Here is a 15,880-nt window from a genome sequence, read left to right as displayed (position 1 = left end):
ATTTCGCGCTGCAATGCGCACTCAGGGCCCGCATTCTCTACGCCAATTCCATTGTACTTACATTATTGTTAGTTTATGAAATGCACTTTGACTATTCTTGGGTGAACCAATGGATGCAGACGTCATCGTCGTAGGCGGCGGCTTGGCGGGTCTGGTTGCGGCCCATGAACTGACTCGAACGGGACGCAGGGTCGCTCTGGTCGATCAGGAGAACGCGGCGAACCTAGGCGGTCAGGCTTTCTGGTCTTTCGGCGGACTGTTTCTGGTTAATTCGCCGGAACAGCGCCGGTTGGGCGTGCGCGACTGCCTGGATCTGGCCTGGCGCGACTGGCGAGGCAGTGCTGGATGGGATCGCCTGGACGGCCCTCAGGCTGAGGATGAATGGGCGATGCGCTGGGGCCGTGCCTATGTTGAGTTCGCAGCAGGTGAAAAGCGCGACTGGCTGAGGCGGCACGATATCAAACTGACACCCATGGTTGGTTGGGCCGAGCGCGGCGCAGGCAAGGCGTTCGGCCACGGCAATTCCGTCCCGCGCTTCCATGTCGCCTGGGGCACGGGAACCGGCGTATCCGAACCCTTCGCTCTTCGGGCAAAAGAAGCGGCCAAGGCGGGTCGTCTGACCTTCCACCATCGTCATCGCGTCGACCAGTTGCGAGTCGAAAGCGGTCGCGTGACTGGCGTATCCGGCGCGATTCTAGCGACCGACGATTCGCCGCGTGGGGCGCCGTCCAGCCGCCATGTCGTTGGAGACTTCACCCTGAAGGCCGACGCCGTGATTCTGGCAACCGGAGGCATCGGCGGCAATCATGAGATGGTGCGACGCCATTGGCCTGAGCGCCTAGGCGCGCCGCCAGATCACATGATCACCGGCGTACCCGACTATGTGGACGGGCGCATGCTGGACATCGCCGGCGCAGCCGGCGCCCGGCTCGTGAACCGGGATCGTATGTGGCACTACGTTGAAGGCGTACGGAACTGGGCGCCGATCTGGCCCGACCATGCGATCCGCATCCTGCCGGGACCATCACCGTTGTGGTTCGACGCCCTGGGGCGGCGCCTGCCCTTCCCCGCCCTGCCTGGCTACGACACCATGGCCACGCTGAAGTATCTGCGCACCACGCCCGATCTGATCCAGCACGACCACTCCTGGTTCATCGTCACCGAAGCCATGCTGGCCAAGGAATTCGCCCTGTCCGGCTCGGAGCAGAACCAGGACATCACCAATCGTAATATTCTGGGCGTGCTGCGTTCGCGTCTCGGCAAGGGCGCGCCGCGAGAGGTCGCCGCCTTCCGCGACAAGGGCGCCGACTTCGTGGTCGCCGACGACCTGGAGACCCTGGTCGGCCGAATGAACGGTCTGACGGAGCAGCCGCTGCTGGACCCGGCCCTGATCCGCGCCCAGATCGAGGACCGCGACGCCCAGATGGCCAATCCCTACGCCAAGGACATACAGATTCAGGGCATTCACAACAGTCGGCGCTATCGCGGCGACCGCTGGGCGCGCACATCAGCGCCGCACAGGGTGCTGGACCCGTCGGCCGGGCCCCTGATCGGGGTCAAGCTGCATATCCTGACCCGCAAGTCGCTGGGCGGGTTGCAGACCGATCTATCCAGCCGCGTGCTGACGCCAGATGGAACGCCGCTGGAGGGACTCTACGCCGCAGGTGAAGCTGCGGGCTTCGGCGGCGGCGGATTACATGGTTACAATGCGCTGGAGGGCACCTTCCTGGGCGGATGTATTTTCTCGGGACGGGCGGCGGGGCGCGCATTGGCGGGCGCTGATTAAGAGGGACAACCGCGCCAATACCGGGCGCTGGGGGGAGGATCGACGCATGGATTCCGCACTGGCCACCATCGGCCTGCCCGTGGCGCTGGGCATCATCATGTTCGGCCTGGGATTAGGGCTGACGCCCACAGACTTCGCCCGCGTGGCCAAGCGGCCCAGGGCGGCGGGCGTGGCGCTGGCCTGTCAGTTGCTGTTGCTGCCGGCCCTCTGTTTCGGCCTGGTGCTGCTGTTCCGTCTGCCGCCCGTGCTGGCGGTCGGCATGATGCTGCTGGCGGCCTCACCGGGCGGGACGACGGCCAATCTCTACAGCCATCTGTTCCGCGGCGACGTGGCCCTGAACATCAGCCTGACGGCGATCAACTCGGTCATCGCAGTCGTCACCCTGCCCGTCGTGGTCAATCTGGCGATCGCCTACTTCCAGCCCGGCGACCTGCACGTCGGCCTGCAGTTCAAGAAGACGGTCGAGGTCTTCATGATCGTTCTGGCGCCGGTCGCGCTGGGGATGCTGGTGCGCGGATGGCGCCCGGCATTCGCCGCCCTAATGGACAAGCCTGTTCGTCTGGCCTCCATCCTGATCCTGGTGCTGGTCATCCTCGGCGCGGCGGCGTCCAGCTTCGAGGTGCTGATGAGCCAGATCGGCAATCTGGCCGGCGTCACCGTGGCCTTCTGCCTGCTCAGCCTGTGCATGGGATACAGCGTGCCGCGCCTGCTGAAGATCGAGCGCCCACAAGCCGTCGCCAGCGCCTTCGAAGTCGGGCTGCATAACGCCACCCTGGCCATTGTCATCGCCCAGTCCGTGCTGAACAGCTCGGAGATGACCCTGCCCGGCGCCGTTTATGGCGTACTAATGTTCCCGCTGGCGGCCGCTTTCGGCTTCCTGATCACGCGCGGGAAGACCGAAGCCGCCTAATCCCGCAGTTCACGGCGCAGCACCTTGCCGACATTGGTCTTGGGCAGGGGCTGGTCGCGGAAGACGATGATGCGGGGCGTCTTATAGGCGGTCAACCGCTCGCGGCAGTGGGCGATGATCATCGCCTCTGTCAGCTCGGGCGAGCGCGGCACGATGATCACCTTGATCCGCTCTCCTTGAATCGGGTCGGGCACGCCGACGGCCGCCACCTCGTCCACCAGAGGGTGAGCCGCCACCACGTCCTCGATTTCATTTGGATAGACGTTGAAGCCGGACACCAGGATCATGTCCTTGATACGGTCGACCAGCCGCACCCGGCCGTCCGCCTGCATCACCCCGACATCGCCTGTCGCCAGCCAGCCTTCGGGCGACAGAACCTTGGCCGTCTCCTCTGGCCGGTTCCAGTAGCCGCGCATGACCTGGGGGCCGCGCACGCACAGCTCGCCCGGCTCGTCGATCCCGCACCAGCTACCGTCGTCCCGCCGCATCCGCACCTCGGTCGAAGGCACAGGCAGGCCGACCGTGCCGTCGAAGCCCATCGTCTCGGGGCGCTCGATATCCACATAGCCGATGCAGACCACCGGCGAGGTTTCGGTCAGGCCGTAACCTTCAATCAGCGGCGCCCCGGTCACGGACTGCCAGGCCTCGGCGACCGACGCCTGGGTCGCCATGCCCCCGGCCACGGTCAGGCGCAGATCGGAGAAATCGCGATCGCGGAAGGCGTCATTCTTCAGCAGGCCGGCGAACAGGGTGTTCAGGCCGGTGAAGGCCGCGAACCGCTCTTTTCTCAGCACCCATTCCACCCGCTTCGCGTCGCGCGGATTGGCGATCAGGATGTTGCGCCCGCCCACGCCCACGAACATCAGCAGGTTCGCCGTCAGGGAGAAGATATGATAGAGCGGCAGCATGGTGACGTTGCCGACCACCTGATCCTGCGGGATCTGGGCCATGATCCAGGCGCGCCCCTGCAGAACATTGGCGATGATGTTCCGATGGGTCAGCATGGCGCCCTTGGCCACCCCGGACGTACCCCCTGTATATTGCAGGAAGGCGAGGTCTTCTGCCTTCGTCTCGACCGTTTTCAGCGTCAGGCGCCGCGCCCGACGCATCACGGCGGGCCAGCGCTCCGCCTGAGCAATCCGCCACTTGGGAACCAGCTTTTCGACATGGCGCAACAGGGCGGTGATCGCCGTCCCCTTCACCCGCCCCATCATGTCGCCCATGGCCGTGACGATGACATGGCGAACGTCTGTCCCCTCCAGCGCCTGTTCCAGAGTGGCGGCGAACATTTCCATCGCGACGATGGCGACCGCGCCGCTGTCCTTGAGCTGATGCCGCAGCTCACGCGGGGTGTAGAGCGGGTTGACATTGACCACCACCGCCCCGGCGAACAGCACGCCGAACAGCGCCACCGGATACTGCAGGCAATTCGGCATCATCAGCGCCACCCGGTCGCCCGGCTGCACGCCCTTGGCCTGCAACCCGGCCGCAAATGCTCGCGCTTCCGACAGCGTCCGGCCATAGGTCACACCCGAACCCATGCTGACGAAGCCGACGCGGTCCGCATACTTGTGGGCGTCCGCCGCAAACAGGTCGGCGACCGAAGCCCATTGCACCAATTCGTCGTCGATCGTCGCCGGCACGTCGGGCCGATAGGCGCGTGTCCAGAAGCGCTCGGCCCACAGGCGATCGGCCTCGGTCTTCGTCACATCCAGCGTCGCGCTCATTTCTCGACCACGGCGACGACGCCCTGCCCCCCGGCGGCGCAGATGGAGATCAAACCGCGCCCCTTGCCCATCCTGTTCAGCATATGCGCCAGATTGCCCAGGATGCGTCCGCCCGTCGCCGCGAACGGATGCCCGGCCGCCAGAGACGAGCCGTGGACATTCAGTCGCTCTAGGTCGATGGCGCCAGGCGCCCGATCCAGTCCCAGCCGGGCGCACGCATAGTCGTCGCTTTCCCAGGCCTTCAGCGTGCACAGCACCTGGGCGGCGAAGGCCTCATGGATCTCGTAGAAGTCGAAGTCCTGCAGCGTCAGTCCCAGCTTGGCCAGCATCCGCGGCACGGCGTAGGCGGGCGCCATCAGCAGGCCTTCCTCACCGCTGACGAAGTCCACGGCCGCCGTCTCGCCCGCCCTTATCCAGGCCAGGATCGGCAGTCCCCGCGCCTTCGCCCATTCCTCGCTGGCCAACAGTACCGTCGATGCGCCATCCGTCAGCGGGGTGGAGTTGGCCGCCGTCAGCGTGCCGTTCTCGCGATCGAAGACCGGCCTCATCGCCGCGACCTTGGCCGGATCGATATCGGGCCGCAGATTGTTGTCGCGCGTCAACCCGTTGAAGGGGGTGATCATCTCGTCGAACAGCCCCGCCTCATAGGCCGCCGCCATATTGCGATGGCTGCGGATCGCCAGAGCGTCCTGCGCCTCACGCGGGATGGCCCAGCGTTTGGCCATCAGCTCGCAATGCTCGCCCATCGACAAACCCGTGCGCGGCTCGGCGTTGCGCGGCGGTTCGGGCCGAAAGGGCGCGGTCAAGCCTGCGCGCGACAAGGCCTTCAACCGCCCCAACGCGGTCTTCTCGCGATTGGCGGCCAGCAACGCCTGCCGAAAGCCTTCATTCAGAGCGATGGGCGCATCCGATGTCGTGTCCACTCCGCCCGCGATCCCGACCTCGATCTGGCCCAAGGCGATCTTGTTGGCGACCAGTATGGCGGCTTCCAGACCTGTGCCGCAGGCTTGCTGGACGTCATAGGCGGGCGTGTCGTGACCCAAGGTCGTACCCAGCACGCTTTCACGCGTCAGCGCGATATCACGCGAGAGCTTCAGCACCGCGCCCGCCGCCACCTCGCCCAGCCGCAGCCCATGCAGATCAAAGCGATCGACTAGCCCCTGCAACGCCGCCGTCAGCATGTCCTGGTTCGACGCCTCGGCGTAAGCCGTGTTCGATCGGGCGAAGGGAATGCGATTGGCGCCGACGATGGCGACACGGCGCGGCGCAGACAGGGTCAGCATCAGACGGTAATCTCCGATGACGCGAGAACGTTCAGCCGCCCTCGCAGATGAACGCGCTCGCCTGTCGGATCACGCACCTCGAAATCGCGGCGATCAGGCGTGACAAAAAACGCCGCCTCGCCAGGAAGCAGCAAGGGCGAGCGGAAAGAAACTTCGATCTCCGCCGCATCAAGGCCCCTCGGGGGGGTCAAGACGGCCAGCGCCCGCGCCTTGGTCCACATGCCGTGAGCGATGGCGCGCGGAAAGCCGAACAGCCGCGCGCCCAGCGCCGAGGTGTGGATGGGGTTGGCGTCGCCCGATACACCGGCGTAGCGGCGTCCTAGATCAGCTGGGACTCGCCAGGCCTGGTCGCGCGCCATCTCAGACGCCGCTCGCATCGCCGGGGCCGCCAAGCCTCGTCCCTGGCCGCCGCGTTTCAGATAAACGCTCTGACCCTCCCACACGACCACGCCATCTCGATGCGCGGCGGTCAGGATGCTGAACGCTTGGCCCCGTTCGTGCGTCATCAAGCAACCAAAGCTTGTATCGAGACTTAAGGTTTCGCCTGGCGTCAGACGCGCTCGCTGGCGGATACGATTATGCAGATGCACCAGGCCCGCCAGCGGGAACGGGAAATCCGGCCGCATCATCAAGCGCAAATGCATTGGAAAGGCCAGGATATGCGGCCAGGTCAACGGCACGCCTTGCCCTTCCTGAAAGCCGCACAACCGACCGTAGTCGGCGATCGCATCGGCATCCAGCCGTATGTCGTTCGCCCTCAGCCAAGCCCCCGGCAAGTCACGCGTCTTCGTTTCGCCACGCAGCAGCCCGCGCGCCATCTGCAGTATGGTGATCGGCGACGCCGCTCCCCTCATCCTTCCATCCGCCGCATTCGTCAGGCCCCCAGCAAGCTCTGACCGCAGACACGAACCACGGCCCCATTCACCCCGCCGTTGTCCGGTTCAGCCAGCCACAGTGCAGTCTCAGCCACGTCGACCGGCTGGCCGCCCTGTCCCAGGCTATTCATTCGCCGTCCCGCCTCGCGAATGGCGAAGGGGATGGCGGCCGTCATGCGGGTCTCGATGAAACCCGGCGCGACGGCGTTGATGGTGATCCCGGCGCCCGCCTCGACCGCCAGACGCCGCACCGCGCCGATCCAGCCCGCCTTAGACAAGGCGTAGTTGGCCTGGCCCTTGTTCCCCGCAATACCGCTGAGCGAGGACACCGCCACGATCCGCCCGTTTGGCCGGACCAGCCCAGCCCCCAGCAACGCCCGCGTCAAAGCCAGGGGCGCGCCAAGATTGACCGCCATGACGCCGTCCCACTCGGCCTCGGACATCCGCGCCAGGGTGCGGTCGCGCGTGATTCCGGCGTTGTGGATCACGGCGTCATATCCGCCCGCGGTCCGCGCGGAATGGATCAATCGCTCCACCGCATCGACCGCAGTGATGTCGAGGCTCAGCGCCTCAGCGCCGATCTGGGTGACCAGCGCACGTAGGTCGGTCTCTGCTTCCGGCGCATCGAGCGCCGTCACGGCATAGCCTTCGGTCGTAAACAACCGCACCATGGCCTCGCCGATCCCACGTGACGCGCCGGTGATCAGAACGCGTCTTCGCTCGGCGAACATCTGGACAGGGGCCGCCGCCCCGATCGTCACCACCTGTCCAGAGACATAGGCCGAACGCGGCGACAGGAAGAAGCCCAGGCTGGACGACGCCGCCTCTTCCGCACCCGGCGCGATCCGCAGCAACTGCGCGGTCCCGCCATCACGCGCTTCCTTGGCCAACGATCGGACGAAGCCTTCCAGCCCGCGTTGCACAGCCTCGCCTTCGGCATCGACCATGCTTTCAGGGGGGCGGCCGATCACCACCATGCGTCCGCAAGGCCCAAGTCGGCGCACCGTTTCATGGAAAAAACGATAGAGATCCGCCGCGCCTGCCATATCAGCGACGTCTGAGGCGTCGAAGATCAGTCCGCCGTAGCGCTCATCTTCTCTAGCTGCCGCGTGAAGCTCGACGCCCCACCGCTCGGCCAGTCGATGCGATAGCGACGACAGACGCATGCTCCCGCCCAGCAGCAACGGCCCCACGGGTGTCGCGCCGCCCTCTGCTCGACGACGAAGCGGCAAAGGACGCGGCAGGCCCAGCGCTCCCGTCAGCCATCCGCCGATCCCGCTGTTGGCGAAGTCCAGGTAGCGGTCCGACATCAGGCGGCCTTGCGTCCCTTGCCCGCCGAGGCCGCCTCGCGCCGCGCCAAGCCTTCAGCCAGGCCGAAGTCCTGTGGGAAATCATCGACCTGGATCGCCCGGATCGCGACCTCGGCGTAGCGCGCGATCAGAGCCTTTTCCTCGGCGTCGATCAGGCCTTGCGCCTCGGCCTCGATCGCCCAGGCGTCCAGTTGGGTCAGATCCTGCGGCGCACGCGACAAGCGCCCGCCCTTGATCGCCGGTTTCAGCCGCGCCTCCACAGCCTCCACTTGCGGGTACAGATCGAAGGCGACCAGAACGGCGGCGATGGGATCGACCTCCAGACTGGCTCTCCACGATCCGGCCACCAGACGATCCCTCGCGGGGCCGGGGCGCTGTATCAATCCCGCAACCTCGGCCGCACAGGCGTCGCCGGGCGTCGGCGCCTTCAGACCGAACGGCGTCCCCGTCAATTTCAGAAACAGGGCCGCGCCTCGGCTCGGGTGATTGGTCAGCAGTTCCCGCCAAGCGGTCGCCGCACGATTCAGCGCATCCTGTGCCGCCCAATGCACAAAGGGCAGATCTTCCGCCGGACGCCCTTCGTCCTCAAACCGCTTCAACGTGGACGACAGGATGAAGAGCTGGGATAGGATATCGCCCAGCCGTCCGGTCAGCGCGCCCTTGCGCTTCAGCGCGCCACCGACCGTAGCCATCGAGATATCCGACGCCAGCGCCAGCAGAGTCGAAAGCCGCACTGCCTGCTTATAGTAGCGCCTAAGCTCCGGCGCTGCGTCGCCCGGCGCCGAGATCAGCGCTCCGCCCGTGAGGCTGAACCCGACCGCGCGCGCCATAGTGCCAAGTACAAAGCCCACGTAACCGAAGAGGTTTCGGTCGAAGGTCTTCAGATCCTGCGCCTCGGCTGTCCGCATCAACGGCAGGACGTAAGGATGACAGCGAATCGCGCCCTGGCCGTAGATGATCAGGGTGCGAGTCATGATATTCGCGCCCTCGACCGTAATAGCGACCGGAATCTGCTGATAAGCGCGAGCCAGGAAGTTGCTCGGCCCCATGCAGACGCCCTTGCCGCCGATCACGTCCATACCGTCATTGACGATGATCCGGGCGCGTTCAGTCACGTGGTATTTGGCGATGGCCGAGACGACCGAGGGCTTCTCGCCCTGGTCCAGCGCTGTCGCGGCCAGCCGCCGCACGGCATCCGTAGCGTAGAGGTGTCCAGCCATCCGGGCCAGGGCCTCCTGCACGCCCTCGAAGGCGCCGATCGGCTGGTTGAACTGGCGTCGAATGGCGACATAGGCGCCGACCATGCCGACGGCCAGCTTGGACATTCCTACGTTCGAGGACGGCAGGGAGATGGCGCGACCCGCCGCTAGGCACTCCATCAGCATCCGCCAGCCGTTGCCGACCTGTTTGCGCCCGCCGATAACCATCTCCATCGGCACGAAGACGTCGTCACCCTCGATCGGCCCATTCTGGAAGACGGCGTTCAACGGCCAGTGACGACGCCCGATCCGCACCCCCGGATGCTCGCGCGGGATCAGGACGCAGGTAATCCCCGGCTCCTCGCCTTCGCCCAGCAGCCCGTCCGGATCGACCGCGCGGAAGGCTAGACCGATCACCGTCGCGATGGGGGCCAGGGTGATGTAACGTTTTCGCCATGTGATGCGGAAACCCAGGGTCTCGCGTCCCTCCCACATAGCCTTGCAGACCACGCCCGTGTCGGTGATCGACGCGGCGTCGGAGCCTGCAAACGGGTTGGTCAGGGCGAAGCACGGAATCTCGTCACCGCGCGCCAGGCGCGGCAGATAATAACTCTTCTGTTCTTCCGTGCCGTAGTGAAGCAGCAGTTCAGCCGGCCCCAGGGAATTGGGCACCATCACGGACACCGCCGCCGCCGAGCAACGCGTCGATAGCTTCTGGATCACCTGGCTGTGCGCATAGGCCGAGAAGCCCAGACCGCCGTAAGCCTCGGGAATGATCATGCCCAGGAAGCCCTTCTCCCGTGCATAGGTCCAGGCGTCGGGCGGCAAATCCTGCCACACCGACGTACTGTCCCAATCGCTGGACAGATCGCACAGTCTTTCGGTCTCGACGTCGAGGAAAGCCTGCTCGTCGTCAGTCAGTCGCGGCGCAGGCGTCGCCAGCAGCCGCTTCCAATCCGGCCGGCCGGAGAACAACTCCGCGTCCCACCAGACGTTGCCGGACTCGATCGCCGCCTGCTCGGTCGCGCTCATGCGCGGCATGATGCGACGAAAGGCTCCCATCGCCGGGCGCGACAACAGGCTTCTGCGTACAGGCGCGAAGACCAGGGTCATAAAGACCGCCACGACAGTGGCGACCGTGATCCCTATCAACATGATGTCATCCCTCCCCTGCGAACCACGTCGCGCAGGCGCTCTTCAGTTCACTACTTTCGAGGAAACGCGGCCGCCCCGACCACGCTCCCCGAACGCCGTCTTTCAGCCCTTGCCGCCCAGGTAGGCGTTGCAGACGTCGCGCGGCACGCGCTCATAGATGTAAGGCGTAGAGATGCGCAGGCGGCGACGCGCCTGGTCCAGCGGTTCAGCCAGCAAGGCCTCGTAGTCCTGCCCCGGCAGCCAGGCTGCACGACGTCCGTCGCGCCACGCCCTGAACACCGCGCGGGCGCAAGGATAGCCGGTGCGAGCGCGTGCGAACTGCACGGCGATCGCCGCCGCAATCAGGCCAAATCCTGAACTGCGAGTCTGCGGCAGTGAAAAAGCCACCACGCAGGCTTCACCCAAGGCGTCAGTCCGATAGCCGGTCAGAACGTGCCAGATATCGTGCACGTCACGCAGACGACGCGCGTACCAGGCGCGCGGATGGGCGGCTTCGATCTCGCTGTCCGCCACCTTGCGGCTTTCATCCGCCAGTCCATAGGCGGACAGGTCTTGAGCCACGACGAAATCCAGATACGCGGCGCCGACGCTGCCCGCTGGGAGCGCCTTCAGCCAGTCCCGGTCCTGAAGACGGTCTGCCAATTCCTGCCGCCGATAGGCCTGAAGTCCGCCCTCTGACGTGCTCATCAACTTGGCGTAACCCCAGTCAACAGATCGGCCCGCCAAGGCGTTCATGATTTCGAACACCTGTTCGGTATCATCCTTGTCCGCCACCAGTCGCCGTATGGCGCGAGCGGCGCGGATGGGCTGAACTCGACGGGTTAGCGTACGAGAGGGTTCGCGAACGCCGAATATGCCAGCATTATCATCAAGCGCTGTCGCGACCATGGCTTGCAGTCTCCTTGGACGACTCGTAAGACACGTTATCTACATGGATGTCATTTACACAAATGTCAATTAAAATCGCCGACAAACCTCGTCGCAGACGGCGCTCTCCCGAAGAAGCGCGACGCGAAGCCCTGGCCTCAGCCCGTGATCTTTTGTTGTCAGGGGGACCAAACGCCGTGACCTTGGCGGCTGTCGCGGGAGAGATCGGCGTCACCCATGCGAACCTGATCCACCACTTCGGTTCAGCTGCAGGCCTTCAATCAGCGCTCATGGGCTCGATGGTGGCGGACCTCAGCGACGCACTGGACGCCGCCGTCGCTCGCTTGCGAACCGACGAAGGCGCGCCGCTTGAACTCATCAACGCCGTTTTCGACGCCTTCTCGACTGGCGGCGCTGGACGACTGGCCGCGTGGATCGCCCTGTCCGGCGACCTGTCGCACTTGGAGCCCGTGCGTGAAGCGGTTCAGAATCTGGTCATGGCCATCAAGGAAAAGATCGGCCTCAGCGGCGAACAGGCGGACGAGACCATTGGTTCGGCCGTGCTCTTCATCGCATTGAGCGCGTTCGGCGAGGCGCTGATCGGCGATCCGCTGCGCGAGATGCTGGGCCAACCCGATGGAGCCAGCCGTCAGGTCGTGGCCAGCCTCCTGCCAGCCTTCTTGACCATGCACCCGCGCACATGACCACAAAAAGAGAGCCCGACGCCAGGCGCCGGGCTTGAAGTCATTCGGTGATGGTGGGTGTCCTCACAAAAAGAAGACGCTCCGTAAATCACCCAGTTTGGTTAATGCGGCGTTAACGACGTTTCTGTCAGCGGAGCCGCCTTGGTCGCGTCCGGAAACCAGCTCGTCTGTCGCGCTGCGCCCGAGAGCACGCGCGTGACCCGCCAGCCCTGCGCTGCACGTTCGGCGCGCCCTGTCGCCGGTCCCGGCCCTGGGTAAATGTAACGATCATCACCCACTTCGATATGCGCTTCGCGGTCGCTGACACGTGACAGCGGTGCAACCCAGAAACCAGCCTCATCCGCCACGGCGACGACCGTTTCGCCTTCGCTACGCACTTCGATTCTTCGCCCAGGGTCAGACCGTCCCGAAAGCAGCAGTCCGCGCCCGTCGCCGTCGACCGCGTCCAGGCTGGGGCCTTCCGTCAATCGCCGGCTCGCCCCGCCATCAATCAGCAAGGCCCCGACCACGGCGCTCTCCCCCGCCAGCAGAAGCCGTTCAGCCCCCGGGACAGGCGTCTGGCCGATCTGAATTTCCGGCGTCAGAACATAACCAACCGCCTCCGCCCCCACAGGCAGTTCAAAGCGTCCTCTCGCATCCGCGCCCGCAGCCATGGCGGCGCCAACAGCGCTGCTCAGGACCACCCGTGAACCGGGCGGCGCCTGACCGCTGATCAGGAAGCCAGACTTCTGTATCGTTACCCTGTCGATATGCGGAGCAGCGGCCCAGCTTTCCTGCTCGGTTTCGGTCGGTTCTTCTTGCACCGACGAAGGCGCGCCGCAGCCGGCGGCGACAAGACCGAGACACGCGGCCAGCCCCAGGCCCAAACCCTGCAGTCCCGTCGCTTTCGCCTTCATCCCGCCCTCCTTCGCTCGTTCCATCCTGCCGCGCGTCACTATAGGTTGTGGCGTCATACAGGCCAGCCGGTTAGTGCTGGCGCTCTAATCGTGAAGGTCGTCAAACACTCCATGTCCTTGCCCTCCGTCAACATCGCCCCCTTCGAAGGCCAATCCGTCTGCCTGTTCTGCGGCTCGTCTGACGGAACCGACCCGCGCTACATCCAGGCGGCCGCGGAATTCGGCAAGGCGACGGCCGAGGCGGGCTGGCGCTTCGTCTATGGCGGCGGCGGCGTGGGCCTTATGGGCGCCTCGGCTCGCGCAGCGCATGAAGCCGGCGGTCGCGTCGTCGGCATCATGCCCGCCTTCCTGCGCAGCCGAGAGCGCCTGTTCGACGATGTGGAGACGATCGTCGTCACCTCCATGCACGAACGCAAACAACTGATGTACGACGAATCCGACGTCTTCGTCGTCGCCCCGGGCGGCGTCGGCACCCTGGAGGAAGTGGTCGAACTGCTGTCGTGGAAACGGTTGGACCTGCACGCCAAGCCGGTCATCTTCTTGAATCTGGATGGTTTCTGGGACGGCTTCTTCACCCTGATCGAGCATACGGTGGCCAAGGGCATGACCCCGCCCAGCTTCCTGGAGGCCTATGTCAGCGTCGATTCCGTCGAAGGCGCGATCGAAGCCATGAAATCAGCTCAGGACACGCCCCACTTGAAACATGATCGTCGGTAAGTAAACGTAGGTCAGTAAACGCCGATCCCTCGACAGAAAGCCGCATTGACAGTTTTCTAAAAGAACGGACTATGGCGGTGCTGGGCGTGCGCCCTACCCTTATCGGAGACTGTTCATGCGTGCTCTTCTCGCCGCCGCCGTCCTGTTCGCGGCCGCCCCTGCCTTCGCCCAGGCCCCGGCCACCAGCGCCACCCTGGCTGACGCCGCCAAGGCCCCGACCGGCCGTGTGATCGTCGACGGCGCCACCTGGCGCTGCGAAGGCGACGCCTGCACCGCCACCGGCGGCTCCAATCAGCCCGCGACGCGCGCCTGCCGTCGCGTGGTCGCCAAGATCGGCCCGGTGACCAGCTTCTCCTACAAGGGCCAGGCCCTGAGCGCAGAAGAGATCGCCGCCTGCAACGCGGGCTGATCCCGACTTCAGTCCTAAATGAAAAAGGCCGCCTTCATGACGAGGGCGGCCTTTCTTCTATCCCTTGGGCGGACCGTCAGGCGGTTTCGCCCTTCAGGCGCTGGATCATGCGTTCGCGCCCGATCAGCGGGATCATGGCCGCCATGTCCGGGCCGTGCGCCTGACCCGTCAGCGCCAGGCGCAGCGGCATGAACAAACCCTTGCCCTTGGCGCCGGTCTTGTCCTTCACCGCCGAGGTCCAGGTCGACCAGGCGTCGGCGTCAATGGTTTCGGGCAGCAGTTCCAGAGCCGCGGCGGCGAAGGCGGCGTCCTCGATCACCGGCGTCACCGGCCCCGTAACGATCTTCGCCATCTCAACGACGTCGCCGAATTTGCTGAGGTTGCCCTTCACCGTGTTCCAGAAGGTCTCGCCCAGGTCGACGCCCAGGGTTTCCAGGCGCGGCTGGGCCGCGGCGTAGTCGATCCCGTGCACCGCCTGGGCGTTCAGGCGATCCAGATCGGCCGTGTCATAGCGGGCGGGCGAACGGCCCATCTTGGAGAAGGCGAAGGCCTCGCCCAGTTCCTGCAGCGAAGCGGCGACCTCCAGATTGTCCGAGGTGCCGATTTTGCCCAGGTGGCTGGTGATGGCGATCGGCTCATAGCCGTCGGCGCGCATGTCCATGATGGCCAGCGAACCCAGTCGCTTGGACAGGGCCGTGCCGTCAGCGCCGACCAGCAGCGGCATGTGAGCGAAGCCGGGAACCTTGGCCCCCAGCGCTTCGAAGATCTCGATCTGGGCGCCGGTGTTGGTGACGTGGTCCTCGCCCCGGATGATGTGGGTGATCTCCATGTCGATGTCGTCGACGACCGACGGCAGCGTATAGAGGAACAGGCCGTCTTCGCGGATCAGCACCGGGTCGGACATGGAGGCGGTGTCTACCTCGGCGTGGCCGCGCGCCAGGTCTTCCCAGGCGACGCGCTTGCCTTCCAGCTTGAAGCGCCAGTGCGGACGGCGGCCTTCGGCCTCCAGCGCGGCCTTCTCAGCATCAGTCAGCGACAGGGCGGCGCGGTCATAGATGGGCGGCAGGCCGCGCGACAACTGCACCTTGCGGCGACGGTCCAGTTCGTCGGCGGTTTCATAGCAGGGGTAGAGGCGGCCATCGGCCTTCAGCTTGGCGGCGGCCTCTTCATAGCGATCGAACCGCTTGGACTGGTTGTAGCGCTCGTCCCAGGTCAAGCCCAGCCACTTCAGGTCGATCTCGATGTTGTCTTCCGACTCTTGGGTCGAACGGACCAGGTCGGTATCGTCGATCCGCAGCACGAAGGAACCGCCCTGCCCCTTGGCGAACAGCCAGTTCACCAGAGCCGTGCGGACATTGCCGACGTGCAGCTTACCCGTGGGAGACGGAGCGAAACGAACCTTGACGGACATGAGGATCCTGCGAGCCTGAAAGCGAAGGCGGCCGGGCGGCCCGCCGCAGACCATGATGATCCGGGCAGAGCGTCCAGTCTCTGAAAACGTCGAAAAGGCGTCGCACCTGTGCAGGTGCGACGCCGTTCCGATAAGCGTCTAGGTCGATCACGTCCCCCTCGAAGTCAAGAGAAACGCGACCGGAACCCCTGATCAGTTCTGCGCCGGCTTCTGGTCCAGAATCTCGATCAGCGACCAGCGAATCGAGGAGGAGTCGGCCGGGGGATTGGCGACCGGCGTGCCGCGAACGCGCAGGCGGTACTCCACGCCCGGCTTATGCTCGAAGCCTTCGTAGCCGAAATAGTGCAGTTCCCAGGGTGCGTTCTCGGTCTCACGCACCTGCAGGCAGGTCGTCCGCGCCACGCCTGCCGTGCATGGGCGCATTTCAGAGGCCACGTAGACAACCTTCTCCACAACGCCGTCCTGCCCCGCAGGGACCAGCGGCGCGGGTTCGACAGTCGATGTCTGAGCGCAGGCCCCCAGCGCCAACAAGGCGACAGCCGAAAGAGAGGCGAACGTACGGGTCATGAAACATCCTTGCATAGATTAAGAGCAACAACGGCAGATCAACGCCGTCGTCGCGCTTATCGCA

General features: G+C 65.3%; 14 protein-coding genes. 5 read left to right on the top strand and 9 right to left on the bottom strand.

What is annotated here, in order from left to right; genetic code table 11:
* Window positions 1–109 precede the first annotated feature (109 nt).
* Both AC3A3G_RS04975 and AC3A3G_RS04970 read left to right on the top strand, forming a co-directional pair.
* Window positions 110–1,786 carry an FAD-binding dehydrogenase gene (locus AC3A3G_RS04975; RefSeq protein WP_487487685.1) on the top strand — a complete coding sequence of 559 codons (1,677 nt, stop codon included), beginning with the start codon at window positions 110–112 and terminating at the stop codon, window positions 1,784–1,786.
* A gap of 46 nt (window positions 1,787–1,832) precedes the next feature.
* Complete coding sequence (locus tag AC3A3G_RS04970; RefSeq protein ID WP_487487684.1) at window positions 1,833–2,696, top strand: bile acid:sodium symporter family protein; 864 nt, start codon at window positions 1,833–1,835, stop codon at window positions 2,694–2,696.
* Here AC3A3G_RS04970 and AC3A3G_RS04965 read toward each other — a convergent pair.
* The 6 genes from AC3A3G_RS04965 to AC3A3G_RS04940 all read right to left on the bottom strand — a co-directional run bounded on the left by AC3A3G_RS04965 (window position 2,693) and on the right by AC3A3G_RS04940 (window position 11,019).
* A complete protein-coding gene (locus AC3A3G_RS04965) occupies window positions 2,693–4,423 on the bottom strand; it encodes an AMP-binding protein (RefSeq protein ID WP_487487683.1) in 1,731 nt (576 codons plus the stop codon). The genes AC3A3G_RS04970 and AC3A3G_RS04965 overlap by 4 nt on opposite strands.
* Window positions 4,420–5,706 carry an acetyl-CoA C-acetyltransferase gene (locus AC3A3G_RS04960; RefSeq protein WP_487487682.1) on the bottom strand — a complete coding sequence of 429 codons (1,287 nt, stop codon included), beginning with the start codon at window positions 5,704–5,706 and terminating at the stop codon, window positions 4,420–4,422. The genes AC3A3G_RS04965 and AC3A3G_RS04960 overlap by 4 nt, the downstream gene beginning before the upstream one ends.
* Window positions 5,706–6,524, bottom strand: a complete 819-nt coding sequence (locus tag AC3A3G_RS04955; RefSeq protein WP_487487681.1) for a MaoC family dehydratase — start codon at window positions 6,522–6,524, stop codon at window positions 5,706–5,708. Before AC3A3G_RS04955 ends, AC3A3G_RS04960 begins: the two co-directional genes overlap by 1 nt.
* 56 nt (window positions 6,525–6,580) lie before the next feature.
* Window positions 6,581–7,891, bottom strand: a complete 1,311-nt coding sequence (locus tag AC3A3G_RS04950) for a 3-oxoacyl-ACP reductase (RefSeq protein WP_487487680.1) — start codon at window positions 7,889–7,891, stop codon at window positions 6,581–6,583.
* A complete protein-coding gene (locus AC3A3G_RS04945; RefSeq protein ID WP_368922748.1) occupies window positions 7,891–10,245 on the bottom strand; it encodes an acyl-CoA dehydrogenase in 2,355 nt (784 codons plus the stop codon). The genes AC3A3G_RS04950 and AC3A3G_RS04945 overlap by 1 nt, the downstream gene beginning before the upstream one ends.
* Window positions 10,246–10,347: 102 nt before the next feature.
* Window positions 10,348–11,019: a Coq4 family protein gene (locus AC3A3G_RS04940; protein WP_289647640.1), complete on the bottom strand. Its 672-nt coding sequence runs from the start codon at window positions 11,017–11,019 to the stop codon at window positions 10,348–10,350.
* Window positions 11,020–11,195: 176 nt separating this feature from the next.
* On the opposite strand from AC3A3G_RS04940, the gene AC3A3G_RS04935 reads away from it, so the two are divergent.
* Window positions 11,196–11,816 (top strand): TetR/AcrR family transcriptional regulator, encoded by a 621-nt coding sequence (locus AC3A3G_RS04935; protein WP_200165278.1) that lies wholly within the window; start codon window positions 11,196–11,198, stop codon window positions 11,814–11,816.
* A 101-nt stretch (window positions 11,817–11,917) separates the two neighbouring features.
* Here the strand turns inward: AC3A3G_RS04935 and AC3A3G_RS04930 are convergent, their stop codons facing one another.
* Window positions 11,918–12,712, bottom strand: coding sequence for a hypothetical protein (locus AC3A3G_RS04930; RefSeq protein ID WP_200165279.1), 795 nt, complete (start codon window positions 12,710–12,712; stop codon window positions 11,918–11,920).
* Window positions 12,713–12,823: 111 nt separating this feature from the next.
* Here AC3A3G_RS04930 and AC3A3G_RS04925 point away from each other — a divergent pair, with 111 nt between their 5' ends.
* Together AC3A3G_RS04925 and AC3A3G_RS04920 are read left to right on the top strand one after the other, a co-directional pair.
* A complete protein-coding gene (locus tag AC3A3G_RS04925; RefSeq protein WP_125900255.1) occupies window positions 12,824–13,429 on the top strand; it encodes an LOG family protein in 606 nt (201 codons plus the stop codon).
* A 115-nt stretch (window positions 13,430–13,544) separates the two neighbouring features.
* Window positions 13,545–13,838, top strand: coding sequence for a DUF8200 family protein (locus AC3A3G_RS04920; protein ID WP_200165280.1), 294 nt, complete (start codon window positions 13,545–13,547; stop codon window positions 13,836–13,838).
* Between the two features lie 76 nt (window positions 13,839–13,914).
* Here AC3A3G_RS04920 and gltX read toward each other — a convergent pair whose 3' ends face one another.
* Window positions 13,915–15,249 carry a glutamate--tRNA ligase gene (gltX, locus tag AC3A3G_RS04915; RefSeq protein WP_487487679.1) on the bottom strand — a complete coding sequence of 445 codons (1,335 nt, stop codon included), beginning with the start codon at window positions 15,247–15,249 and terminating at the stop codon, window positions 13,915–13,917.
* A 192-nt stretch (window positions 15,250–15,441) separates the two neighbouring features.
* Window positions 15,442–15,816 (bottom strand): DUF4377 domain-containing protein, encoded by a 375-nt coding sequence (locus AC3A3G_RS04910; RefSeq protein WP_487487678.1) that lies wholly within the window; start codon window positions 15,814–15,816, stop codon window positions 15,442–15,444.
* Window positions 15,817–15,880: the final 64 nt, after the last annotated feature.

The sequence above is a fragment of the Brevundimonas sp. Soil_N_31 genome (assembly GCF_057655995.1).
This window is presented reverse-complemented; position numbering and strand designations above follow the sequence as displayed.

Coding starts and splice junctions, on each gene's coding strand:
- AC3A3G_RS04935 (WP_200165278.1), top strand. CDS start 11,196: ATGTCAATTAAAATCGCCGACAAACCTCGTCGCAGACGGCGCTCTCCC.
- AC3A3G_RS04930 (WP_200165279.1), bottom strand. CDS start 12,712: ATGAAGGCGAAAGCGACGGGACTGCAGGGTTTGGGCCTGGGGCTGGCC.
- AC3A3G_RS04945 (WP_368922748.1), bottom strand. CDS start 10,245: ATGTTGATAGGGATCACGGTCGCCACTGTCGTGGCGGTCTTTATGACC.
- AC3A3G_RS04920 (WP_200165280.1), top strand. CDS start 13,545: ATGCGTGCTCTTCTCGCCGCCGCCGTCCTGTTCGCGGCCGCCCCTGCC.
- AC3A3G_RS04960 (WP_487487682.1), bottom strand. CDS start 5,706: ATGCTGACCCTGTCTGCGCCGCGCCGTGTCGCCATCGTCGGCGCCAAT.
- AC3A3G_RS04975 (WP_487487685.1), top strand. CDS start 110: ATGGATGCAGACGTCATCGTCGTAGGCGGCGGCTTGGCGGGTCTGGTT.
- AC3A3G_RS04925 (WP_125900255.1), top strand. CDS start 12,824: ATGTCCTTGCCCTCCGTCAACATCGCCCCCTTCGAAGGCCAATCCGTC.
- AC3A3G_RS04965 (WP_487487683.1), bottom strand. CDS start 4,423: ATGAGCGCGACGCTGGATGTGACGAAGACCGAGGCCGATCGCCTGTGG.
- AC3A3G_RS04970 (WP_487487684.1), top strand. CDS start 1,833: ATGGATTCCGCACTGGCCACCATCGGCCTGCCCGTGGCGCTGGGCATC.
- AC3A3G_RS04955 (WP_487487681.1), bottom strand. CDS start 6,524: ATGGCGCGCGGGCTGCTGCGTGGCGAAACGAAGACGCGTGACTTGCCG.
- gltX (WP_487487679.1), bottom strand. CDS start 15,249: ATGTCCGTCAAGGTTCGTTTCGCTCCGTCTCCCACGGGTAAGCTGCAC.
- AC3A3G_RS04910 (WP_487487678.1), bottom strand. CDS start 15,816: ATGACCCGTACGTTCGCCTCTCTTTCGGCTGTCGCCTTGTTGGCGCTG.
- AC3A3G_RS04950 (WP_487487680.1), bottom strand. CDS start 7,891: ATGTCGGACCGCTACCTGGACTTCGCCAACAGCGGGATCGGCGGATGG.